The 22,632-nt window shown below is 67.6% G+C and carries 22 protein-coding genes; all 22 read right to left on the reverse strand.

Going from position 1 to position 22,632, the window contains the following annotated elements:
- Positions 1–67: 67 nt before the first annotated feature.
- The 22 genes from AC1D2O_RS24370 to AC1D2O_RS24475 all read right to left on the reverse strand — a co-directional run bounded on the left by AC1D2O_RS24370 (position 68) and on the right by AC1D2O_RS24475 (position 22,576).
- Positions 68–802 carry an RNA polymerase sigma factor FliA gene (locus AC1D2O_RS24370; RefSeq protein ID WP_478089594.1) on the reverse strand — a complete coding sequence of 245 codons (735 nt, stop codon included), beginning with the start codon at positions 800–802 and terminating at the stop codon, positions 68–70.
- A 42-nt stretch (positions 803–844) separates the two neighbouring features.
- Positions 845–1,717, reverse strand: a complete 873-nt coding sequence (locus AC1D2O_RS24375; protein ID WP_478089593.1) for a MinD/ParA family ATP-binding protein — start codon at positions 1,715–1,717, stop codon at positions 845–847.
- A gap of 10 nt (positions 1,718–1,727) precedes the next feature.
- The gene (gene flhF / locus AC1D2O_RS24380; RefSeq protein WP_478089592.1) at positions 1,728–4,208 is read right to left on the reverse strand and encodes a flagellar biosynthesis protein FlhF; all 2,481 of its coding nucleotides are present in this window, start codon (positions 4,206–4,208) and stop codon (positions 1,728–1,730) included.
- Complete coding sequence (gene flhA, locus AC1D2O_RS24385; RefSeq protein WP_478158053.1) at positions 4,205–6,289, reverse strand: flagellar biosynthesis protein FlhA; 2,085 nt, start codon at positions 6,287–6,289, stop codon at positions 4,205–4,207. Before flhA ends, flhF begins: the two co-directional genes overlap by 4 nt.
- Before the next feature lie 130 nt (positions 6,290–6,419).
- Positions 6,420–7,559: a flagellar biosynthesis protein FlhB gene (flhB, locus tag AC1D2O_RS24390; RefSeq protein WP_478158036.1), complete on the reverse strand. Its 1,140-nt coding sequence runs from the start codon at positions 7,557–7,559 to the stop codon at positions 6,420–6,422.
- A gap of 119 nt (positions 7,560–7,678) precedes the next feature.
- Positions 7,679–8,314, reverse strand: coding sequence for a protein phosphatase CheZ (cheZ, locus tag AC1D2O_RS24395; RefSeq protein WP_478094449.1), 636 nt, complete (start codon positions 8,312–8,314; stop codon positions 7,679–7,681).
- Positions 8,315–8,325: 11 nt separating this feature from the next.
- Entirely contained in the window at positions 8,326–8,715 is a 390-nt protein-coding gene (cheY, locus tag AC1D2O_RS24400; RefSeq protein WP_478094447.1) for a chemotaxis response regulator CheY, read from the reverse strand.
- Positions 8,716–8,746: 31 nt separating this feature from the next.
- The gene (locus AC1D2O_RS24405) at positions 8,747–9,772 is read right to left on the reverse strand and encodes a protein-glutamate methylesterase/protein-glutamine glutaminase (protein ID WP_478094445.1); all 1,026 of its coding nucleotides are present in this window, start codon (positions 9,770–9,772) and stop codon (positions 8,747–8,749) included.
- 56 nt (positions 9,773–9,828) lie between these two features.
- Positions 9,829–10,491: a chemoreceptor glutamine deamidase CheD gene (gene cheD / locus AC1D2O_RS24410; RefSeq protein WP_478158037.1), complete on the reverse strand. Its 663-nt coding sequence runs from the start codon at positions 10,489–10,491 to the stop codon at positions 9,829–9,831.
- A gap of 25 nt (positions 10,492–10,516) precedes the next feature.
- Complete coding sequence (locus tag AC1D2O_RS24415; protein ID WP_478158038.1) at positions 10,517–11,386, reverse strand: CheR family methyltransferase; 870 nt, start codon at positions 11,384–11,386, stop codon at positions 10,517–10,519.
- 63 nt (positions 11,387–11,449) lie between these two features.
- Positions 11,450–12,787, reverse strand: coding sequence for an EAL and HDOD domain-containing protein (locus AC1D2O_RS24420; RefSeq protein WP_478158039.1), 1,338 nt, complete (start codon positions 12,785–12,787; stop codon positions 11,450–11,452).
- Between the two features lie 75 nt (positions 12,788–12,862).
- Complete coding sequence (cheA, locus tag AC1D2O_RS24425; RefSeq protein ID WP_478158040.1) at positions 12,863–14,902, reverse strand: chemotaxis protein CheA; 2,040 nt, start codon at positions 14,900–14,902, stop codon at positions 12,863–12,865.
- Between the two features lie 53 nt (positions 14,903–14,955).
- On the reverse strand, positions 14,956–15,882 hold the full coding sequence (gene motB / locus AC1D2O_RS24430) for a flagellar motor protein MotB (protein WP_478094601.1): 927 nt from the start codon (positions 15,880–15,882) through the stop codon (positions 14,956–14,958).
- A gap of 18 nt (positions 15,883–15,900) precedes the next feature.
- Positions 15,901–16,761: a flagellar motor stator protein MotA gene (motA, locus tag AC1D2O_RS24435; protein ID WP_478094603.1), complete on the reverse strand. Its 861-nt coding sequence runs from the start codon at positions 16,759–16,761 to the stop codon at positions 15,901–15,903.
- A gap of 67 nt (positions 16,762–16,828) precedes the next feature.
- A complete protein-coding gene (gene flhC / locus AC1D2O_RS24440; RefSeq protein WP_478158041.1) occupies positions 16,829–17,437 on the reverse strand; it encodes a flagellar transcriptional regulator FlhC in 609 nt (202 codons plus the stop codon).
- A gap of 187 nt (positions 17,438–17,624) precedes the next feature.
- A complete protein-coding gene (flhD, locus tag AC1D2O_RS24445; protein ID WP_477650681.1) occupies positions 17,625–17,972 on the reverse strand; it encodes a flagellar transcriptional regulator FlhD in 348 nt (115 codons plus the stop codon).
- A 333-nt stretch (positions 17,973–18,305) separates the two neighbouring features.
- Positions 18,306–18,596: an EscU/YscU/HrcU family type III secretion system export apparatus switch protein gene (locus tag AC1D2O_RS24450; RefSeq protein WP_477650679.1), complete on the reverse strand. Its 291-nt coding sequence runs from the start codon at positions 18,594–18,596 to the stop codon at positions 18,306–18,308.
- Complete coding sequence (gene fliK / locus AC1D2O_RS24455) at positions 18,593–19,897, reverse strand: flagellar hook-length control protein FliK (protein ID WP_478158042.1); 1,305 nt, start codon at positions 19,895–19,897, stop codon at positions 18,593–18,595. The genes AC1D2O_RS24450 and fliK overlap by 4 nt, the downstream gene beginning before the upstream one ends.
- A 17-nt stretch (positions 19,898–19,914) precedes the next feature.
- Positions 19,915–20,247 (reverse strand): flagellar protein FliT, encoded by a 333-nt coding sequence (locus AC1D2O_RS24460; RefSeq protein WP_478091234.1) that lies wholly within the window; start codon positions 20,245–20,247, stop codon positions 19,915–19,917.
- A 29-nt stretch (positions 20,248–20,276) separates the two neighbouring features.
- Positions 20,277–20,699 (reverse strand): flagellar export chaperone FliS, encoded by a 423-nt coding sequence (gene fliS, locus AC1D2O_RS24465; protein WP_478158043.1) that lies wholly within the window; start codon positions 20,697–20,699, stop codon positions 20,277–20,279.
- Positions 20,700–20,721: 22 nt separating this feature from the next.
- Entirely contained in the window at positions 20,722–22,173 is a 1,452-nt protein-coding gene (gene fliD, locus AC1D2O_RS24470; protein WP_478091237.1) for a flagellar filament capping protein FliD, read from the reverse strand.
- A gap of 43 nt (positions 22,174–22,216) precedes the next feature.
- Positions 22,217–22,576, reverse strand: a complete 360-nt coding sequence (locus AC1D2O_RS24475; protein WP_478158044.1) for a flagellar protein FlaG — start codon at positions 22,574–22,576, stop codon at positions 22,217–22,219.
- Between the last annotated feature and the right edge of the window lie 56 nt (positions 22,577–22,632).

Here is a 22,632-nt window from a genome sequence, read left to right on the forward strand (position 1 = left end):
TCTGCGCATTGCGCTGCCGCTCCGCGCGAGATGATAGACGAGGCCGAAGCGAGGGCCGCGCCCGGCCCTACAGCAGGTCCTTCAGGCGCGCCCGCAGCCGGCTGATCGCCTGGCTGTGCAGCTGGCAGACCCGGCTCTGGCTCACTTCGAGAATGGCGCCGATCTCGCGCAGGTTCAGCTCTTCCTCGTAGTAGAGGTTCAGCAGCAGCTGGTCGCGCTCCGGCAGCGCCGTGATCGCATCGATCAGCTGATGGCGCAGGCCGCTCTCGAGCAGCTGCGCCAGCGGGTCGTCGTTCGCGCCCTGCCCCTTGCGCGCCTCCTGCGCATGCAGGTCGAGAAAGGGGTTCTCCGATTCGCCCTTCGCGAAGTCCTCGACGTAGACCAGCTGGCAGCCCTGGATCTCCTGCAGCAGCGACTGGTAGGCCTCCAGGTCGATCTTGAGCTCCTTCGCGATCTCGCCCTCGGTGGGCGAGCGGCCGAGCCGGTGCTCGAGCGCGTGGATCGCCTTTTCGACCCTACGCGCCGACTGGCGCAGGCCGCGCGAGCCCCAGTCGCTGGCGCGCAGCTCGTCGAGCATCGCGCCGCGGATGCGCTGGCTGACGAAGGTCTCGAACTGCGCGCCCTTGTTGTCCTGGTAGCGGCTCGATGCGTCCAGCAGGCCCAGCATGCCGGCCTGGATCAGGTCGTCGAGCTCGACGCTCGCGGGCAGCTTGGCGATCATCTGCAGCGCGATGCGGCGCACCAGCGGCTGATGCTGCTCAAGCAGGTGGGACTTCTCAATGGTGCCCTGTGCGGTGTACACGTCCGGTCCTTTGTTGCATGTGCGTTGTTCGGTTCATCGTGCTCAGGCCACGGCCGCGCTCTGCGCCGGCGTCGCCCTCACCCATGGCGGGTCGACGCGCGGGCCCTGCGGCGGGACCGCGACCGACCGCCCGCCGGGCGCAGCGGGCCGCCAGGGCCAGCCGCCCATGTCGACCGCGATGCGGCGGAAGTCCACCGCCGCCGGGCTGGCCGGAAAGGCCTCCACCACGGTCTGCCGCAGCCGCCGCGCGTCCGCCAGGTGCGGATCGGCCCGCACCCAGCCGGCCGCCTCCAGCGATACCGCGAGGTAGCGGCTGCCGGTGTTGGCCAGGTTGGTGGTGATCCGCTGCGCCTCTTCGGCGCCGGCGACGCCATCGACGAGGAAGCGCAGCTGCTTCAACCCATGCGCGTAGTGCAGCCGCTTGATGCCCGCGTAGGCCGAGGTGATGGATGCGGCGCTCGGCTGCAGCACCAGCAGCAGTTCGTCGGCCAGCCGGGCCAATGCCGACAGCCGGCCCTCGGCGTCGATCTGCGCTGCGACCAGCACCACGCCGCCGCGGCACAACAGGCGCGGGTCGATCTCCGCGTGCCGATCGCCGAGCGGCGCCGGCAGCACGCCGACGCCGCAGTCGGCACGCGCGACCGCGCCCTCGCAGGCCAGCCGGCGGTCGGCCACGTCGGCCAGGTCGCCGAGCGGATCGATGGCCCAGGCGGCGCAGATCGCCGCCGCCGTGCCGCCGTACTCGTCGAGCACCAGCACGTCCTTGCCCTGGTGGACCAGGGCCGCGCCGAGGTTCATGGTGGCCGCGGCGGCGCACTCGCCGGGCCCCATGCCCGCGACGGCAATGACGCGCGTGGGCGTGTGCGCCAGCAGGCGCCGCAACCCGTCTGCCTGATCTGCAACCAGCTTGGTCATGTCTTGCTCCTCAACCGTGCTGCTCGAGCGCCCTGGGCTGCTGCGTCGGCGCGGTGGACTCGGTGCCGAGCGCCTCGAGCAGCATGAAGAGCTTGCCGACGCCGACATACAGCGCATTGCCCGACAGCGGCCGGCTCGATCGCGCCGGCCGCCCGGTGAGCTGGTTCAGCAGCGTGCGGGTGCGGTCGGCCCATTCGCCCTTTGCATGCAGAAGGCGCCAGACCGTGGTGGTCACCTGGCCGGCGATCAGCAGGCGCTTCATCATGTCCGGGTCGCCCAGCTCGCCCATGCCGCCCACCAGCTGCACGCCCTGCCGGATGAGGCGGAAACAGGGGTCGGCGTCGGCCGCCCAGGCCTGCCATTGGGCCAGCTGGCGCGCCGGCACCTCGCCGCCGATGTTCGACAACAGGTAACCCTGGGCCAGGATCTTCTGGCCGCGCTCGTCCAGCACGCGCGTGACCACGCAGCGCAGCACCGGCAGCGCATCCTTGTCGACGACAGCCGTCGGGCCCAGGCGAAGCAGCACCTCGGCATGGGCCTCGCACTGCAGCGCGGGCTTGCCGCGGAACACGGCCGCCCGGGTCGCGCCGAATTCGAAGCGCAGCCGCGCCAGCGTGCTCGGCGCCTCCGAGGCGGGGTCGATCACCGCGGTCGCGCCCGGCGCGCGCGCCAGCCATCGCTGTCCCTGGACTTGCCATTCGGCGATCAACTCGACGCCCGGCAACCGGGGCAGCACGTGCACCAGCGTGCGGCCGAGCGACTGCTGGCGCAGCCACTGGACCTGCCGCAGCCCCGGCTTGCGCCTGGCGTCGGGGCCGCCGCGCACTGCCGCGGTCGACAGCCACTGGTTGGGTGCCGCGAGCGGCAGGCCGCTGCGATCGGACAGCAGCAGGCTGCTCTGGCATTCGTAGGCGTCGCCGCCTTCGTTCGAGCGCAGACCGACTTGGCCCGACAGGGCCAGCACATGGGTGTCGCAGCCGGCCACGACCTCGCTGCGCGCCTGCACCAGCAGGTCGTCCAGCACCGACTTGTGGCCGATCGCCTCGTCGCCCGCGTTGCGCCACAGGCGGCGCGCGTTCTCGAAGCCGATCTGCGCCCCGGCCAGCGCGCCGGCGGCGGTCGCGAGCTCCTGCGCGTCGTGCGCCATGGCGCGGATGAGGTTCTGGTATTGCAGCCGCAGCCGGTCGGCCTCGGCCTGTGCCTGCACGACCAGGGCCTGTGGCACCGCGCCCGCGGGTTCATCCTGCATGTCGGCCTCGGCCGGCACGAACAGCGGGTTGTGGCGGCGCGGCTGGAACACGCTGTCGACCAGTTGCGAGCGGTCGGCGAGCATCAGGTTCTCCGGCACCTTCTGGCCGCTCGAGATGTAGTGCACCGGCAGCCGGTGGCGGATCACGGTGTCGATCAGCGCGCCCGGATGCGTGGCCTCGTCGACCTTGGTGAAGATGCAGCCCGCCAAGTCGTTGCCGCCGCCGCCGTTGCGATAGGCGTGCACGACTTCGTTGAGCGTGTCGCCGTGGCTGGTCGCGTTGAGCAGCAGCAGCCGCTTGACCGGACGGTGGCTGTTGCACAGCATCGCGATCTGGTCCGACACCGAGCGGTCGCGCTGGCTCATGCCGACCGTGTCGATCAGCACCATGTGCTTGTCGCGCAGGTCCTGCAGCACCAGGTGCAGGTCGGCCGCATCCTTGACCGCGAACACCGGCACGTCGAGGATCTGGCCGTAGATGCGCAACTGCTCGTAGGCGCCGATCCGGTAGCTGTCGGTGGTCACCAGGGCCAGCTTGTCGGCGCCGAAGCGCATCACGCAGCGCGCCGCCAGCTTGGCGGTGGTGGTGGTCTTGCCGACGCCGGTCGGGCCCATCAGCGCGTAGACGCCGCCTTGCGCGAGCAGCGCATCCTCGTCCTCGTACACCGGCACCGCGCGGATCAGCTCGGCCCGCGCGAAGGCCATGCCCTGCGCATAGGTCTGGCCGGTCGGCAGTTTCTCCAGCATGGCCTTCGACAGGCGGGCGCTGAAGCCGGCGCCGAGCAGCGTGCGCAGCAGGCGGCCGCGCACCGGGTCCTGGCGCTGGCGGTCGTTCCACACCACGCTGGCGAGCTGCTCCTCGAGCATGCCGCGCATCGAGTGGAGTTCGTTCAGGACGACGTCGGTCGGGGCCGCCGGGGCGGCGGCCACAGCGGCCGGGGCCGAAGCCGGGGCCGCGGCTGGCACTGCCGCCGGCATCAGCATCGCCGGTGCGACCGGCGCCGGCATCGGTGCCGGCGCAGCAGGCGGCGCCTTGGCGGCCACCAGCGGCGCGGCACTCGCCACCGCCTGGGTCACGTCGCCCTCGGCCATGGCGACGATCTCGACGCCCTCGGGAATCACGCGATGGTTCAGCACGATGGCTTCGGCGCCGAGCGCCTCGCGCACCAGCCGCAGGGCCTCGCGGCTGGTGGCGGCCACGAATTTGCGGGCCGTGGCCCGCACGTCTGTAGAAATGCTCAAACTCTTCCTCCGATGGTGGCGGTGATCTTGATGTTGCGAGAGTCAGGGATCTCCGCGTGGGAGAGCACCTTCAACTGGGGCAGGCTGCGGCGCAGGAAGCGCGACAGCAGCACGCGCAGCGCGTGCTGCACGACCAGCACCGGCGCCAGGCCCATCTGCTCCTGGCGCACGATGGCGGCCTGGGTCTGGCGCAGCAGGTTGTCGGCGAGGCCGGGCTCGATGCCGCTGCTGCTGGTCATGGCCTGCTGCAGCACGCTGTCGAGCGAGCCGTCCAGGCCGATGACCTGGAGTTCGGCATCGCCGGGGAAGAGCTGCTGGGTGATGGCGCGGCCGAGCGCCAGCCGGACCAGCGTCGTCAGCTCGGTCGCGTCCTTCACGGTCGGCGCGTGCTCGGCCATGACGTCGAGGATGGTGCGCATGTCGCGGATCGGCACTTCTTCCTCGAGCAGGTTCTGCAGCACCTTGTGCAGCGTGCTCAGCGTGATGACCTTCGGCACCAGGTCCTCGGTCAGCTTCGGCGCGGTCTTGGCGATCTGGTCCAGCAGCTGCTGCACTTCCTGGCGGCCCAGCAGCTCGGCGGCATGGGTCTGGATCAGGTGGTTCAGGTGGGTGGCCATCACGGTGCAGGCGTCGACCACGGTGTAGCCGTGGATCTGCGCCTGCTGGCGCAGGTTGCCGTCGATCCACACCGCCGGCAGGCCGAAGGCCGGGTCCTGCGTCAGCGTGCCGGGCAGGCTGCCCGTGACCTGGCCCGGGTTGATCGCCATCCACTGGTTCGGAAAGGCCTCGCCGCGTCCGATCTCGACGCCCTTCAGGCTGATCACGTAGGTGTTCGGCTTGATCTCGAGGTTGTCGCGGATGTGCACCACCGGGACCAGGAAGCCGATCTCCTGCGCGATCTTCTTGCGGATGCTCTTGATGCGGCCCAGCAGTTCGCCCTGCTGCGATTGGTCCACCAGCGGGATCAGCCGGTAGCCGACCTCCATGCCGAGCGGATCGACCAGCGAGATGTCGTCCCAGCTGGCCTCGGCGGTCTCGGCCGCCGGGGGCAGCGCGGCCTGGGCGGCGGCCGCTTGCGCCGCCTCCTGCTTCGGCTTGCGCTTGAGAAGCCCGTGGCCCAGCCAGGCCAGGCCGCCCGCGATCAGCAGGAAGGCCAGGTTCGGCATGCCCGGGATCATGCCCATCAGGCCGATGATCGCGGCCGTCAGGAACAGCACCTGCGGGTTGGAGAAAAGCTGGCCCGTGAGCTGGCTGCCGACGTCCTCGTCGGTGGTCACGCGCGAGACGATCACGCCGGCCGCAGTCGAGATCACGAGCGCCGGGATCTGTGCCACCAGGCCGTCGCCGATCGCCAGCAGCGTGTAGGTCTTGCCGGCGGTCGAGAAGTCCAGTCCGTGCTGCACCACCCCGACCACCAGGCCGCCGATGATGTTGATGACCATGATCAAGAGGCCCGCCACGGCGTCGCCGCGCACGAATTTGCTGGCACCGTCCATCGAGCCGTAGAAGTCCGCCTCCTGCGCGACTTCGGTGCGGCGCTTGCGAGCGACGTCCTCGCCGATCAGGCCGGCGTTGAGGTCGGCGTCGATCGCCATCTGCTTGCCGGGCATGGCGTCGAGCATGAAGCGCGCGCCGACCTCGGCGATGCGGCCCGCGCCCTTGGTGATCACCATGAAGTTGATCAGCACCAGGATGATGAAGACCATCACGCCGACCGCGAAGTTGCCGCCGACCAGGAAGTGGCCGAAGGCCTCGATCACCTTGCCCGCCGCATCGGGCCCGGTGTGGCCGTGCAGCAGCACCACGCGGGTGGAGGCCACGTTGAGCGACAGCCGCAGCAGGGTGGAGAACAGCAGCACCGCGGGGAAGGCGGCGAAATCCAGCGCCTTCATCGTGTACATGCTGACCAGCAGCACCATCACCGACAGCGCGATGTTGAAGGTGAACAGCAGGTCGAGCAGGAAGGGCGGCAGCGGCAGCACCATCATGCTCAGGATCATGATGATGAGGATCGGGCCGGCCAGTCCCTTGAACTGGCTGCCGGAGAAGAACTGCGTCGGCAGACGCATCAGGTGGGTCATCGCGTTCACAGGAATACCTTCGTGCTGCGCACTGCGGTGCGAGCTTGCTTGGGAGCGGCCCGGCGCGCGCTCATTGAAGAACCTTCGCGCAGCAGCGCTTCGGTATTCGCCTTGGGGACGGCCCGGCGGCTCATGCGGGCACCGTGTATTGAAGTTCGTCAGGAACGGCGACGTCGGTCGGCGTGCGCGGCGCCTCGCCGCCCCCGGTCTTCCAGCGCTTGAGCTGGTAGACCCAGGCCAGCACCTCGGCCACCGCGGTGTAGAGGCCCGAGGGAATCTCGTCGCCGAGGCGCGTGTGCTTGTAGAGCGCCCGCGTGAGCGGCGGCGCCTCGAGGATCGCGACCTTGTTGGCGACCGCGAGCTCGCGGATTCGCTGCGCGACCAGGTCGGTGCCCTTGGCCACCACGCGCGGCGCGCGCATGTCGCCGTCGACGTACTTGAGCGCGACCGCGAAGTGCGTCGGGTTGGTGACCACGATGTCGGCCTTGGGCACTTCGGACATCATCCGGCGCTTGGCGATGGCCTGCTGCTGGCGGCGGATCTGCGCCTTGATGTGCGGGTCGCCTTCGCTTTCCTTGTGCTCCTGGCGCACGTCCTCGCGCGACATGCGCAGCTTCTTGTAGTAGGTCCAGAGCTGCCAGGGCACGTCGACCAGCGCCACCAGCAGCAGCGCGGAGGCGATCAGGGCGCAGCTGCGCGCCACCAGCATGATGGCGTGCGGAAAGGCGGTCGATTCGGGCTGGCCCAGCAGCGCCATGGCCGCCTCGAGGTCGTCCATGATCACCAGGTAGGCGACGCCGCCGATCAGGAGCGACTTGGCCAGCGCCTTGAAGAGTTCGGCCAGCGACTGGGACGAGAACATGCGGCCGATGCCGGCAAGCGGGTCGAGCTTGCCGAAATTCGGCGAGACCGCCTTGCCCGACAGCAGCCAGCCGCCGAGCATCATCGGCGCCACCACGGCGGCCACCACCATCATCGCGAACAGAGGCGCGAGCGCCATCAGGGTCTGCATGCCCATCCAGGCGGTGCGCGCCAGCATCTGCGTGGGCTCGTAGGCGATGCCGCGCTCGAACTGCAGGCCGCGGCGCATGGCGGCGCTCAGGGTGCCGCCGAGCGACTCGGCGGTGAACCAGAGGCCGCCGATGGCGGTCGCCAGCATCACCAGCGTGGTCAGCTCGCGGGAGCGGGCCACATTGCCTTCTTCGCGCGCCTTTTCGAGGCGCCGCTCGGAGGCCGGTTCCGTTTTTTCGAGATCGCTTTCCTCAGCCATTCATGCTCCTGGAGCAGCAGGCGAGGAACGCCTGCACATGACTGATTATTCGATTCGAAGGGCCGGAACAATCGCCCGATCAAGAGCGCTAACGCCCTCCTTCTCGCTGAATCAGAGACTCAGAAGCCGAGGCTTTCCAGCAAGTCGTCGACCTGCGACTGGTCGGCCACCGCATCGGGGTTCCCGGCCACGATCTGCGGGCCGTTCTGCAGGCTGTTGTGGACGATTTCCTGCCGCTTCTCGAGCGGCGTGTTGTCGATCAGGACCTGGAGCAGCTCGGTCTCCATGTCGTTGACCACTTCCATCATCTTCTTGATGACCTGGCCGGTCAGGTCCTGGAAGTCCTGCGCCATCAGGATCTCCATGAGCTGCGTGTTGATCGCGTTGGTCTTCTGCGGCACATCCGCCAGGTAGCCCCGCGTGTCCATCACGAGTTCGCGCGCATGGTCGAGCTCGATCGGATTGGCGAACCATTCGTCCCAGCGCTTGCTCAGGCCCTTGGCATCGGTGGCCAGTCCTTCCTGCAGCGGCTGCGCCACGTCGATGGCGTTGAGCGCGCGGTGCGCCGCCCGTTCGGTGGTCGCGGCCACATAGGCCAGCCGGTCGCGCGCATCGGGGATCGCCTGGGCCGCCTTGGCCACCTCCTTGTCGAGCCCCAGTTCGCGCAGGCCTTCGCGCAACTGACGCGTCAACTGCCCGATGCGGCCCAGCAACTCTTCGGCGGTGTTCCCCTGTTCGGCGTCGATCGCGTTCATGCTCATGGTAGTCAACCCTTGTTGAGTTTCTCGAAGATCTTGGTGATCTTCTCTTCGAGCGTGGCGGCCGTGAAAGGCTTGACCACATAGCCGTTCGCGCCGGCCTGCGCCGCTGCGACGATGTTCTCCTTCTTGGCTTCGGCCGTGACCATCAGCACCGGCAGCTTGCTGAGCTCGGGGTCGGCGCGGATGGTCTGGAGCATGGTCAGGCCGTCCATGTTGGGCATGTTCCAGTCCGAGACCACGAAGCCGAAATTGCCGCCGCGCAGCTTCTCGATGCCGGCAGCGCCGTCCTCGGCTTCGTCGACGTTGAGGAACTCGAGCTCCTTCAACAGGTTGCGCACGATGCGCCGCATGGTCGGGAAGTCGTCCACGACCAGAATCTTGATGCTCTTGTCAATCACTTTTCTCTCCACTCCAACAGTTCGTTTTTCAAACCCGATTCGTGCGCGCGCCGAAGGTGCGCAGGTGCGCCAGCACGCGGCGCGCCATCTCTCCCAGCGGCGCCACCTCGTCGGCGGCGCCGAGCGCGATCGCTTCCTTCGGCATGCCGAAGACCACGCAGCTCGCCTCGTCCTGGGCGAAGGTGTGGGCGCCGGCGCGCTTCATGCGCAGCAGTCCCTCGGCGCCGTCCTTGCCCATGCCCGTGAGGATCATCCCGATCGCATTCTTGCCGGCGTGCCTGGCCGCCGAGTCGAACAGCACGTCGATCGAGGGGCGGTGGCGGTTCACCGGCGGCTCCTGGTCCAGGTGCGCCACGTAGTTGGCGCCGCTGCGGCCGAGCGAGAGGTGAAACCCGCCCGGCGCGATGTAGGCATAGCCCGGCAGCACGCGCTCGCCGTGCTCCGCTTCCTTGACCGTGATGCGGCACAGGCCGTCGAGCCGCTGCGCGAACGAGCGCGTGAAGCCCGAAGGCATGTGCTGCGCGATGAGGATCGCCGGCGAGTCCGGCGGCAGCGGCTGCAGCACCTCGCGGATCGCCTCGGTGCCGCCCGTGGAGGCCCCGATGATGATCAGCTTCTCGGTGCTCAGCAGCGGACTGCGCAACAACGCCTCGGGCGCGCCGTCGGCCGCGGTGCGCGCCGAGGCGGCATGCCGCGAAGGCAGCAGCCGGGCGCTGGCGGCCGTGCGGATCTTGCCCGCGATCAGCTCGGTGTAGTTGAGCAGGCCGTCGCGCACGCCCAGACGCGGCTTGGTCACGAAGTCGATGGCGCCGAGCTCCAGCGCGCGCAATGCGATTTCCGAGCCGCGCTCGGTCAGCGACGACACCATGACCACCGGCATCGGCCGCAGGCGCATCAGCTTCTCGAGGAACTCGAGGCCGTCCATGCGCGGCATCTCGACGTCGAGCGTGAGCACGTCCGGGTTGGTGACCTTGATGAGGTCACGGCCCACCAGCGGATCGGCCGCGGTGCCGACGACCGTCATGTCAGGCTGGCTGTTGATGATTTCTGTCATCACGCTGCGTATCAACGCCGAATCGTCGATGCACAGCACCTTGATCTTGTTCGCGCTCACCAGAGTCCTTTGGTTCGTGCCACCGGCGTCGCTTCGGCGCCGGCGCAGTTGAATTTGCGCAGCTCGATCGCCGGGCGCTGGACGGACAGCTTGCGCAGCAGTTCGCCCTCCTCGCGCTGGATCGCCTGCACGTCGTTCTGAGCCCGCAGCTTGCGCACCACCGCCTTCCCGCTCGCGGGCATGAAGCACACGCGTCGCGCGTGCTGGCCGCGCAGGTCCTGCGCGGCGACGCTGATGCGCTCGGCCTTCAGGTAGCGCAGGACGAAGTCCGCGTTGCGGTCGCCGATGTTGAGCGTGGTCATGTTCGCCAGCACCGCGGCACCGCCGAACACCTTGGCCTGCAGCCGATCGCGCCGCGCGCCGGAGCGGATCAGCTCGCGGATCAGCACGTCCATCGCGTAGGCGCCGTAGCGCATCGACTCGACGGCGTCGCGCGGGACCGCGTCGCCCTCCTCCGGCAACATGAAGTGGTTCATGCCCGCGACGCCGTTGTCGATGTCGAGGATGCAAGCCGAGACGCAGGAGCCCAGCACCGTGGTCAGCACCGTGTCGGTGGTGGTCACGAAGTATTCCGACGGCAGCAGCTTGACCGCCATGCTGCCGACGTCGCGGTCGAAGTAGTGGTGGTTTGCCAGCGAACCCGGCACTCCCGCGCTCATGCTTGCCCCTGCCCTCGCGCTGCGCTCATGCAACGCCCGCCTTGGCCTTCACCCGCGCCAGCTCGTACACCGTGTGGCCGAGCGACTTGAAGCTCGGGTTGACCAGCGAGGCGTTCTCCGAATGGCCGGCAAACAGGAGTCCGTTGGTCTTCAGCAGCGGCGCGAAGCGGTCGAGCACCTTCTTCTGCGTCGGCTTGTCGAAATAGATCATCACGTTGCGGCAGAAGATCGCATCCACCGGCTCCTTCACCGACCACGAAGGGTCGAGCAGGTTCAGGCGCGAGAACTTCACCAGCTGCGCGACCTCGGGCCGGATGCGGACCTTGCCGGCATTGGTGCCGGTGCCCTTGCTGAAGAAGCGGCGCAGCCGCTCGGGCGACAGCCGGCTTACCTGCTCGGCGGTGAAGACACCAGCCTGGGCCTTGGCCAGCACCGCGGTGTCGATGTCGGTCGAGATCACGCGTGCCGCGTTGGCCTTGTCGCCGAGCGCCTCGATCAGCGTGATCGCGATCGAATAGGGCTCCTCGCCGGTCGAGGCCGCCGAACACCAGATCGTCACCGGCTCCCTGGCCTTGCGCACGTGCTCCGCCAGCACCGGAAAATGATGGGCCTCGCGGAAGAACGAGGTCAGGTTGGTGGTCAGCGAGTTGATGAACGACTGCCATTCGTCACCGTCCTGGCGCGCCTCCAGCAACTCGAGGTAGGAGGAGAACTCCGGCAGCCGCAGCTCCCGCAGCCGGCGCGACAGGCGGCTGTAGACCATCTGTCGCTTCTGCTCGCCCAGCGCGATGCCGGCCCGCCGATGGATCAGCGTCCGGACCTTGGAGAAGTCGCTGTCGGTAAATAGGAATTCGGTGTTCACGGCCGGCGTCGGTGCATGCGCTTCAATGTACATAGCGGGCCTCTTTTCCAATGGATCGATCAAGGGGACAAACACCTTGCAACTCGCGCTTCAGGTTCATCCTGCCGCCTCGTGCGCGTTCACCTCTTGCGACCAGACCAGCGCCGCGAAGTGCGCCGCATTGACCTGACCGGCGCTCACGAAGAGCGCCTCGGAAAGCCGCGCCGCCTGGGCGCCGTCGCCCTCGCAGGCTTCGGCCAGCGCGAGGAAGGGTGCATAGACGCCCTTGCGCTCCAGGATCGCCTGCTGGACCGACTCCGCGAGCTGCACCTTCGCCAGCACCTGCTCCATGGAGACCCCGAGCAGCTGGTCGATCAGCGAGAACATGCCGACCACGAACAGGTTGTCGGCCTCGCCGGCCGGCAGCAGCTGCTGGCCCATCAGCTCGACGAAGCGCCCGCGCGTGATCGCCTTCTTGGTCATGAAGGGCGAGATCGACCGGTTGCTCGTCGCCAGCAGCAGCGACAGCCAGCGGAACAGCGGCGCGTAGCCGAGCATCGCCACCGCATGCCGCAGCGAATGGACTTCGACACCGACGCCGATGGCCGGAGAGTTGATATGGCGCAGCAGCCTGTAGGTCAGCGCGGCGTCGCGCTTGAGCGCCTCTTCGATGGCGCGCACGTTCTCGTTGCGCTGGATCATGTGCATCAGGCGCACGATCAGGATCGCCTCGGGCTGCAGGGCGGCGGCGCCCTCCTTCACCGGTGGATGCATCTGCGAGCCGTCGATGAACACGTCCACACGGCGTCCAGCGCAGGACTGGGCCTGTTGCCAGCTCTCGATCCGCGAGGCGATCAGCTGCAGCGGCGCGCGGCCCAGCGGCTCCTCGCTGCGCACACGCGCCACCCGATCCGGGTCGCCGTCGCCGACGTCGACGTGGGTGATGATGTCGCGCAGCTCGGGGTCGCCCGGCAACGCCTCGGCGTCGCGCAGCATGAAGCCGAAGCCTTGCTCGCGAAGAAAGAGCAGCATCGAGCGCGTTTCGACATCCATCAGGTCGTCGATGCCCATGCACAGGACCACGTTCTCGGGCGGCAGCGACTGAAGCTCGGCCAGGAACAGCGCGTCGACCGTGACATCGAGGAAGATCGCGAGGCGGCCGAGGCGCCAGCCGGTGCGCGCCGGGTTGAGATGCCTGCAGATGTTGTCGAGCAGCGCCCTGAACTGGCTCGACGCGTCCGGCGTTGCCTCGGACCCGGGAGCCGGGAGCCAAGCCATGCGATAGCCCTTGACCCGCTGCTGCGCATCGAGCTGCAGTGCGTAGCTCACATAGCCGTTGGCTTCGCGCGGCCGCAGCGGATCGTCCGTCGGGTCCACCGGGGCACGATCAGCGGCGGCCACCTCATCGCTCGCGGCAGGGTTCGAACCTGCCAGTCGAAAGAAATCAAAGCGCATTGCAAATGTCTCCGTCTGAAGCTCGAGTCAAGCATCCCCGTCGGCGGGATGTCCGGGGCAATGCATGGAAGAGCGTCAGGCCGCGATCGCCTGCGGCCTGGCGGCGCCGGCCAGCGCGGCAGCGCTCGCCGCCTGCGCACGCTGGATGCGCGGCATGGCGCCGACGTCGATGATGAAAGCCACGCTGCCGTCGCCCAGGATCGTCGCCGCCGAGATGCCGGGCACCTTGCGGTAGTTGGTCTCGAGGTTCTTCACCACCACCTGGTGCTGCCCCAGCAGCTCGTCGACCAGCAGCGCGAAGCGCGCGTCGTCGGCCTGCACGATCACCAGGATGCCCTGGGTCGGGTTCACCTGGGCCCCCGCGACGTCGAAGACGCGGTGCAGCTCGATCAGCGGCAGGTACTCGCCGCGCACCTTGATCACATGCCCGTCGCTGGTGATCGAATGCAGGTGGTCGGCGAGCGGCTGCAGCGACTCGATCACGTAGCTCAGCGGCAGGATGTAGGCCTCCGCCCCGACCTTGACCGACATCCCGTTCAGGATCGCCAGCGTCAGCGGCAGAACGATGCGGGTGGTGGTGCCGTGGCCGCCGCGCGACTGGATCTCGACATGGCCGCCCATCTCCTGGATGTTGCGCTTCACTACGTCCATGCCGACGCCGCGGCCGGAGATGTCGGTCACCTGCTCGGCGGTCGAGAAGCCCGGCGCGAAGATCAGCTGCCAGACTTCCTCGTCGGGCATGGTCTCGCTCACGGCCAGGCCCTGCTGCATGGCCTTGGCCAGGATCTTCTCGCGGTTCAGCCCGGCGCCGTCGTCGCTGACCTCGATCACGATGTTGCCACCGTGGTGCTGCGCCGACAGCAGCAGCTGGCCGGTGGCGTCCTTGCCCTTGGCGAGGCGGATGTCGGGCGTCTCGATGCCGTGGTCGAGACTGTTGCGCACCAGGTGCGTGAGCGGATCGACGATGCGCTCGATCAGGCCCTTGTCGAGCTCGGTCTCCTTGCCGTAGGTGTCGAGGCGGACCTGCTTGCCCAGCTTGGCGCTGACGTCGCGGATGACACGCGGGAAACGGCTGAAGACGTAGTCCATCGGCATCATGCGGATCGACATCACGGACTCCTGCATGTCGCGCGCATTGCGCTCCAGATGGCCGAGGCCGCTCAGGAAGCGCTCGTAGACGACCGGGTCGAGCATGGTGGCGGCCTGCGTGAGCATCGACTGCGTGATGACCAGTTCGCCCACCAGGTTGATGAGTTGGTCGACCTTCTCGACATCGACGCGGATCGAGCTCGACTCCTTGGCAGCGGCGGGCGAGGCGGCGGCCTGGGCCTTGGCGCCGGGCTCGGCGACGGGCGGCGCGGGCGCGGCTGCCGGCGGCGCGGCCTGCACTTGCGCCTGCATCGCCGGCTCCTCGACCGGCTCCTCGGCCGCATCGCGCGTGATGTCGATCTGCGATTCGTCGATCACGAAGCAGCAGACGGCGACGATGTCCTCCGGATTGCAAGTGGTCTCCAGCATCACGGTCAACTGGTCGTTGCTGCGCGTGCGCGAGACCAGCCGGCCCAGGTTGGCCAGTTCGTCGGCCAGCAGATCGCATTCGGTGTCCGACAGGCGGGCGAAGCGGATGCGCAGCGCACCGGACCCCGACGGCGCGGCTGCCGGTGCGGCCGCCGCCACGGGTGCCGCGGCGGGCGCGGGCGCGGGCGCGGGCGCAGGCGCGCCACCGGCGCTGTTCTCCATCGCCAGTTGCTGGAGCACGGCGCAAATGTGCGCGACGCGGGCGGCTTCAGGCTCTTTGTTCGCCTGGTAGGCAGTGACTTGTTCTTGCAAGGCGTCCTTCGTTTCCAAAAAGGCATCGATCATCGGACCGCTCAGGCGCAGCTGGCCATGGCGTGCCCGGTCCAAAAGTGTCTCGAGCAGGTGCGTGGTCTCGGTCAGCGCGGTGAAGCCGAATGTGGCGGCGCCGCCCTTGATCGAGTGCGCGGCGCGGAAGATCGCGTTGAGCTGCTCGCTGTCCGGCGACTCCACGTCGAGTTCGAGCAGCAATTGCTCCATCTGTGCCAGAAGCTCGATCGCTTCGACAAAGAATGCTTGGGAAAACTGGCTGAGGTCCATCTGTGTGCTCCGATGCCGGCCCCGAGGGGCCGATGCTGGGTCTGTCGTCTCTGTTACTGCGTCGGGGCCTGGGGCTTGAAGGCGGCCGGCTTCAGGTCGCTGCTGCTGCCCGGTGCGGCGGCCCGCGCGGCGCTCACCCGCACGGCCGCCCCGTCGCCGCTGTTCTCGCGCTCGATCCGCTCCTGCGTCTGGCGGTTGAGCAGAATGATGCTGATGCGCCGATTGATCGGATTGCGCGGATCGGCGTTGTCCAGGTGCATGCTGTCGGACAGGCCGACCACGCGCAGCACCTTGCTCTCGGTCATGCCGCCGATCACCAGCTCGCGCCGCGAGGCGTTGGCGCGGTCGGCCGACAGTTCCCAGTTGCCGTAGGCCTTGTCGCCGTTGCTGTAGACGAACGCATCGGTATGGCCCGACAGCGTGATCTTGTTGGGCAGCTCGTTGAGCTTGGGCCCGAGCTCGCGCAGGATGGCGCGCATGTGCGGCACCACCCGGGCGCTGGCGAGGTCGAACATCGGCCGGTTCTCGCTGTCGACGAGCTGCAGGCGCAGGCCCTCGGTCGTGATGTCGATCAGGATCTGCGAGCGGAACTGCTTGAAGACCGGGCTGTTCTCGATCAGTGCATCGAGCCGCTTCTTCATCTCGGCCAGGCGTTCCGCGTCGGCCTCCTCCTCGCTCTGGCTGACCTGCCGGACCTCGCCCTCGCTGTGGATCGGGTCGGCACCGCCGCCCGGGATCATGCTGGTGCTCAGGCTGCTCCTGTCGCCGCCGCTGAGCGCGGCCTTGAGCGGCATGCGGAAATGCTCGGCGATGCCTTCGCGCTGCTTCGGCGTCGAGATCGCCAGCAGCCACATGACGAGGAAGAACGCCATCATGGCGGTCATGAAGTCGGCGTAGGCGATCTTCCAGCCGCCGCCATGGTGGCCCCCGCCGCCCGCGACCACCCGCTTGACGATGATGTGCTGCTTGTCTGCGCTCATGTCCGCGCCCCCTGCCGATCAGCGTGCCTTGACTTCCCGAACATGGTCATCCAGTTCGGTGAAGGAGGGGCGCTCGGTGGAGAACAGCACCTTGCGGCCGAACTCCACCGCGAGCTGCGGCGCATAGCCGTTGAGGCTGGCGAGCAGGGTGACCTTGGCACACTGGTAGACCTTCATGGCCTCTTCGACCTTCTGGCCGATCAGCGAGGCCAGCGGCGACACGAAGCCGTAGGCGAGCAGCACGCCGAGGAAGGTGCCGACCATCGCATGCGCAATCAGCGCGCCCATCTCCGAAGGCGGCAGGTCGGCGGAAGCCAGCGCGTGGACCACGCCCATCACCGCCGCGACGATGCCCAGCGCCGGCAAGGCATCGGCGACGCCGGCCAGGCTGTGCTGGGGGACCTCGGCCTCGTGGCGGATGGTCTCGATCTCGTGGTCCATCAGGGCCTCGATCTCGAACGGGTCGGTGTTGCCGCTGATGACCAGGCGCAGGTAGTCGCAGAGGAACTCCATCAGTTCGCTGTCGGCCATGATGACCGGGTAGCGCCCGAAGATCTCGCTCTCGCCCGGGTTCTCGACGTCGGACTCCAGCTTCATCATGCCGTCCTTGCGCGCCTTGGCGAGCAACTCGTACAGCAGGGCGAGCAGGTCCATGTAGAGCTGCCGGTTGTGCTTGGACGAACGCAGCAGCAGCGGCAGCTCCTTCATCGTCGCCTTGATGGTCTTGCCGTTGTTGCCCGCGATGAAGGCGCCCAACGCGGAGCCGCCGATCATCAGCAGTTCGACGGGCTGGAACAGGACGCCGAAATGCCCGCCCATCAGGGCGTAGCCGCCGAAAACGGCCCCTATCACTACCAGGTATCCAACCAACACGAGCACGCGCGTCCCCTTTTGCCCGCAGGCGTCAAATCAATAAAAACTCTGAATCAATGAAAAATTACCGTTTTCAATGAACTCCGTTCGCGCTCAGTGCGGAATGCGCGGCGAGAATTGGAGGCTGCGCTGATGGCAGGCTCTCGGCAGGTTCCTCGACGCGCTTCGGACTGCGCGCCTTGCCGGCCCGCGAAGGGGGACGGCACAGCACGCACACATAGCCGTGCTTGTGGTCGTGCGCATGGGCGACAAAATGGCCACCGCAGCGGCTGCAGGTGCTCAATTGCAGCATGTCGCTATCGAAAAACCGGACCATCGTGTAGGCACGCGTGAAATCCAGAACGATTTCCCCGCCGTGGGCCTCGATCTGCTCCGAATAAAGGCGGTAGCTCTTGATCAATGCCTGCAGTTCGCCCTCCCGGGCCTCATGCAGCATGAAGCGGTACATGTTGTAGAACATCGACGAATGGATATTGGCCAGCCAGGTCATGTACCAGTCGGTCGAAAAAGGCAACAGGCCCTTGGGCGGTGAAACGCCCTTCAGCTCCTTGTAAAGGCGGATCAGCCGTTCGCGGCTCAATCCGACTTCCGCTTCGAGGAATTGGAGACGGGCGCCGAGCTCAATCAATTCAACCGCCAATTGAACCTGCCGGACCTCGCCGAGAACGCTTTTCGCGGCCATCAGGAAGCCTCCGTGCTGCGCACTGCGGCGCGAGCTCGCCTGGGGCGGCCCGGCGCGGTGCTCATGAAAACCTCCGTGCTGCGCACTGCGGTGCGAGCTTGCTTGGGGCGGCCCGGCGCGGCGCTCATGAAAACCTCCGTGCTGCGCACTGCGGTGCGAGCTTGCTTTGGGCGGCCCGGCGCGGCGCTCATGCCACGGCCTCCGCTTCGCGCGCCTGGAGCTGGCGTGCCGCTATCAGGATCGACATGTGAGCCTGCTGCAGCGAGGTGTCCTTGCCTTCGCCGAACACCGCGAACATCGGGTGATCGTCAAGGCGAAAGCTGCAGAGCAGAAAATTGGATGTCGCCAATTTGACAATCTGCGTCAAGGACATGTTGGCCAGCAAATCCGCCAATTCACGTCCGACGCCGAGGCGGTACATGGCCGCCGCCCGATCCTGTTTGGCAAGCTTTTGAGCGAGCAGCATATAGGCCAGGTTAATGTCGCCGATCTCTTTCGAGATGTCGCCATCATTGCCGCCGCCATCGATATCCATTTCCACTCTGAACTCCATTCAAAATCTAGTTTGCAGTCTATACACAATTGTTAACAACTTCGTTACCGTTCGCCTCGCCGTTGCGGAAAGTGAGACTTATCTGACACGCCGTTGAGGTCGGCTCATAATTCGAACTGGCTCTCCAATGAAAAGTAGTCCAAACTGTTTACGTCAGAAATACGCGACTCCGTTCAATTCTTTTGACTAATTAGTATTAAAAATCAGACTGCAGTAAAAAGTATTAATGTGTATGGGACCGCTTAACTCAATGAATATTCATTGATAGTGAAACAAAAAGTATCATTTCATTTTCCGACCATGATTCGGGGTCTTTCAGGATGAGCCTGCCTGCGCTTCGGCGCGGCTTTCGAGCCCGTGGATCCAGGCCATGACTTCGGCCACCGCGACATAGAGCTGCGGCGGGATCTGCTGGTCGAGGTCGACCTGCATCAGCAGCTTGACCAGGCCGGACGAGGCGTGGACGTAAAGCCCGTTCTGCCTCGCCTCGCGCATGATCGACTCGGCCACCACGCCATAGCCCTTGGCCACCACCACCGGGGCCCGGGACTTGTCGGCATAGGACAGCGCCACCGCGACGGGCCGGTCGTCCATCGGCGTGCTCACGATGCGTCCCCCGGCCGGTCGGTCGCTGGCGGCTCCATCGGCGCCACCTGCAGGTCCTGCACGCGCAGGCCGGCGGCTTCCAGCCGCCGCACCAGCGCACGGCCGTCGGCGCGCAATCTCGTCACCGTGCCCGGCTCGCTGGCCGCCAGCCGCGCCTGCAGGCCCGGGCCCGCGAGGCTCAGGCGGAGGGCGACCTCGCCAAGCCGCGGCAGGCTCAGCGAGACCGTGGTTGACCAGCGCTGCGCGCCCTCCTCGACCGCCGCTTCGCCCGAGGGCTCGGCGGCTTCCTTCTCGACCGACCAGTTCATCGCCACGCCCGGCCAGGCCTCGCCATTCCAGCGGAAGACCGCCGTCGCCAGCAGGTCCAGCTGCTGATGCACCAGGCTCACGGCCTGCGGATGAATCACTTCGGCAGCCGGCACGGCGACCCTGGCCACGGACGCGGCGGCGTGATGCGCCGGTGCGGCCTCTTCCAGGCGCGCGGACACGGCCGTTTCCGGTGCCGGTGCCGGGCGCGCGGCCTCGCTGCGCCCGTAGGCGGCCTGCAGACGTGCGGCATCCGCGGATGCACCGGCGTCGGCATCCTGCGGGGCGGCGCCGTCCGCCGGCGCGCCGGCCTGGGCGGCCGGCGATGCGGCGCGCGGCGAAGACGCGGGCGCGCCCTGCTTCGGATCGGCGACGGCCGGCGCTGCGGTCTCCGGCACGGGCGTCGCCAATTGGGCGACCGCGGGGGCCACCGGCAAGGTCGAGACGGCCGCCGGGTTCACCGGAAGCGCCGCGGCGGCCGCCGGCTCGGCCGCTCTCTGCGCGGCCAGCGGTGTCGCCCAGCGCGCCTGGGGCTCCTCCAGCATTTGCGCCAGCGTGCGACTGCCGGATGCGAAATCGACCAGATGCGATTCGTAGAACAGGCCGCTGTGGGCCACGGTCTGCGACAGCGCGCTGGCCAGCGCGGGGGCCGAGGGCGCCTGCTGCGAAGGCCAGGCGGGCGCGGTGCCGCGCACCGGGCCGGCATCCGTTTCGAGGTCGGCCAGCACCGCGCTGATGACGCGCGCCGCCACCGACAGTTCGGCCTCGGGCGGCTGCTGCGCCGCGTGGGCAGGCGGCAGGCTCGGCGAACCACCGGGAAGCAGGCGATCGAGCGCGGCCTTCGAGGGCAGGCGCACGTCGTTGTCGACCTTCAGCACCTGTGCCACCGCGCCGGGCGCGCCGATCTGGGCTTCGGTCTTGATCGCGAGCACGTCCAGCCGCGGCGAAGCCTTGGCGGCCAGCAGCGCATCGATCAGTCCGGTGAGTCCACTCATGGCCAGCTCGCGTCCGCTCAGTGCGGCGGCCCGTAGGCCTTGCCCAGGCTGCGCTGCTGCTGCAGGAAGCTCATGCGGGCGATCAACTGTTCGATCTGCGGCTTGACCAGCCCGCAGACCTCGTCCTGGTCGGCACGGATCTGGTCGATCAGGCGACAGGTCTGCTCGAACTGGCTGGGGTCGAGCGCCTCCAGCGGAGCGAGCACCTTCAGGCGATCGACGATCGCCGCGCACTGCTCCTCCAGCGCGGGCAGCTGGCCCCACTCCCTGGCCCGGGCCAGCTCCGCCATGCGTGCAACGCCCGAGGCGAGTTGCCCGTAGCAATGCACGACTTCACTCCTGGCTGCCATTTTGTCCCCTGTGGTTCTCATCGGGCGCGTCAGCTGCGCGCGGGGCCGGCGTCGATCTCGCGCCAGGCCGATGCAATGTTTTCGAGAAGGCCATCGGCTTCGTCGAGCGCCTGCACGTCGTTGCGCAGGTTGGCGTAGAGAAGCTTCTGGATGATGTAGCCATAGAGCGCCGACAGGTTGGCCACCAGGGCCTCGCCTTCCGGGCCCGCGGCCTTGGCGTCGAGCGCGGCCGCGAGGCCGTTGTCGACGATGTCGATCGCCTTCGAGATCGCCTGGCCCCTGGCTCCGATGTCGCCGACCGACAGGTGGTGCCGGGCCATGCCGATGGACGACTGGGCGCCGTCGAACAGCATGCAGATCAGCTGGTGTGGCGAGGCGCTCATCGCGCCGGTGTCGACGCCGATGCGCGCATAGGCGCCGGCGCCGGTCCTGAAGCTGTGGGGTGTGTACATCGGCGGCTCTCGGGTGGCTGGATTACTTGCCGTTGCTGGCGTTCATCGCATCGAATTGCTTCGTGAGGTAGCTCATGGTGCTGTTCATGCTGTTGATCAGCACGTCGAGCTGGCTGAACTGCTTGCGGTAGCGATCCACCGTGGCATCCACCCGTACCTGCATCGCGTCGTACTGCTTGTCGAGTTCCTTGATCGTCGTGGTCACGCCGTCGGTGGCCACCTTCAGCGAGCCGCCGTTGCGATTGAGGTCCTCCACCAGCGTGTCCAGCTGCTTGCCGTAGCCCGCCGTGCTGCCGGTGGCGCTGGCGAAGAGCCTCGAGACCCCTTCCAGGTTGGCGTCGAGCGCCTTGTCGAGCTTGGTCGAATCCACGGCCAGCGTCCCGTCCTTCTGGAACGCCACGCCGATCTCCGTCAGCACCTTCATGTCGTTGGGTCCGCCCGCCTGCGGCGTCGTGAGCGCCTGCCGGATCCGGGTCTGGAGCAGGCGCAAGGTCGAGTCGCCGACCAGCGCGGCGCCGGTCTTGGTGTCGGCGTCGTAGGCGGTGAGCGAGGTCGCCGTGCTCTGCAGACTGTTGAAAGCCTTGACGAAATCGTTGATCGCGGTCTTCACCGAGGCCGTGTTGGCCTTCATCGAGAGACCGGTCGTGCCGGCCGACACCAGCGTGAGCGTGGTGCCCTGGATCGCTTCCTTGACCGTGTTGCTGGCGCTGGTGATGGCGATGCCGTTGACGGTGAGCTCGGCGTTCTGCGCCGCGACCGACTGCTGCAGGTTCTGCGTGCCGGCCGGGTCGTTGTTCAGCAGGTTCTGCAGCGCCGCGTCGCCATCGACCGAGATCCGCATGCTCGAGGCCGCGCCGGTCTGCGTGGAGACCAGCACCAGGCGATTGGGCGTGCCGCTGCCGTCGTTGACGATGCTGGCCGTGACGCCGGCATCGGCCGCGTTGATCGCATCGCGGATGCCGCCCAGCGTGTTGTTGGTGGCATCGATGGTGATCGGCTTCGCGACGCGCGAGGCGTCCGGGTTGAAGCCGGCGCCGCTGTACTTGCCGGTCGCGGCGTCCAGCGCGTCGCCGGTGATGGTGCCGAAGTCGATCGTGATCTTGCCGCTGCCGATCGCGGTGGTGGTGCTGGCCTGGCCCGCCGTGATGGCCGACTGCGCCTGCGCCAGCTTCGACACGGTGATGCTGTAGCTGCCCGCCGAACTGGCGTCGGTGGATGAGGCGGAGAGGATGCCGCTCACGGTGGGCGTGCCCGTGACGGTCTGGAACAGCGCCGGGTCGGACAGCTTCTTGGCGGCGCCCTGCAGGACGCCGAGCGCGCTTTGCAGCGAGCCATAGGCCGACAGCTTGCTGGTGTAGCTCTTCGCCTTCGCCTGCAGGGCCACCAGGGGCTGGCTCTCCGCCGTCTGGAGTTGCTTGAGCAGGCTGCTCAGGTCGAGGTTGGAGCCGACGCCCAGGCTGCTGATCGTTGCCATTTGAGTGAATTCCTTGTTGATGAATGAAGAAGGGGCGCGGCCTTCAGGCCTGCTGGCTCACCAGCTGGCCGGCCGATCGACCCATCACCTTGGCGAAACGAACCACTTCCTCGTTCGGGATCTGGCGAATCACTTCGCCGCTGGTCCGGTCGACCACTTTCACGATGACCTTGTCGATGTCCCGGTCGATCTCGAACTGCAGGCCGATGGAGCGGTTCGCAAACGACGCGTTGACCTCCTGCACCGCCGTCTCGATCTGCTCAGGGGTCGCTTCTTCGACCGGTTCCGACACGGCGGCCGCACCGGCGAATGCCGTCGCGACCGCGGCGCCGCCGGCGCGACCGGCGAGCAGTTGCGTCCAGGGGCTTTCCATTGCGAGAGCGGCAGGCACGGGGTTCGACATGTTTTCCACCTTGGTTCTTCTTGACTTCGCTGTCCTCTGCGGCCTCGCCGTCGGGC

The sequence above is a fragment of the Variovorax sp. P1_G12 genome, from assembly GCF_056405555.1.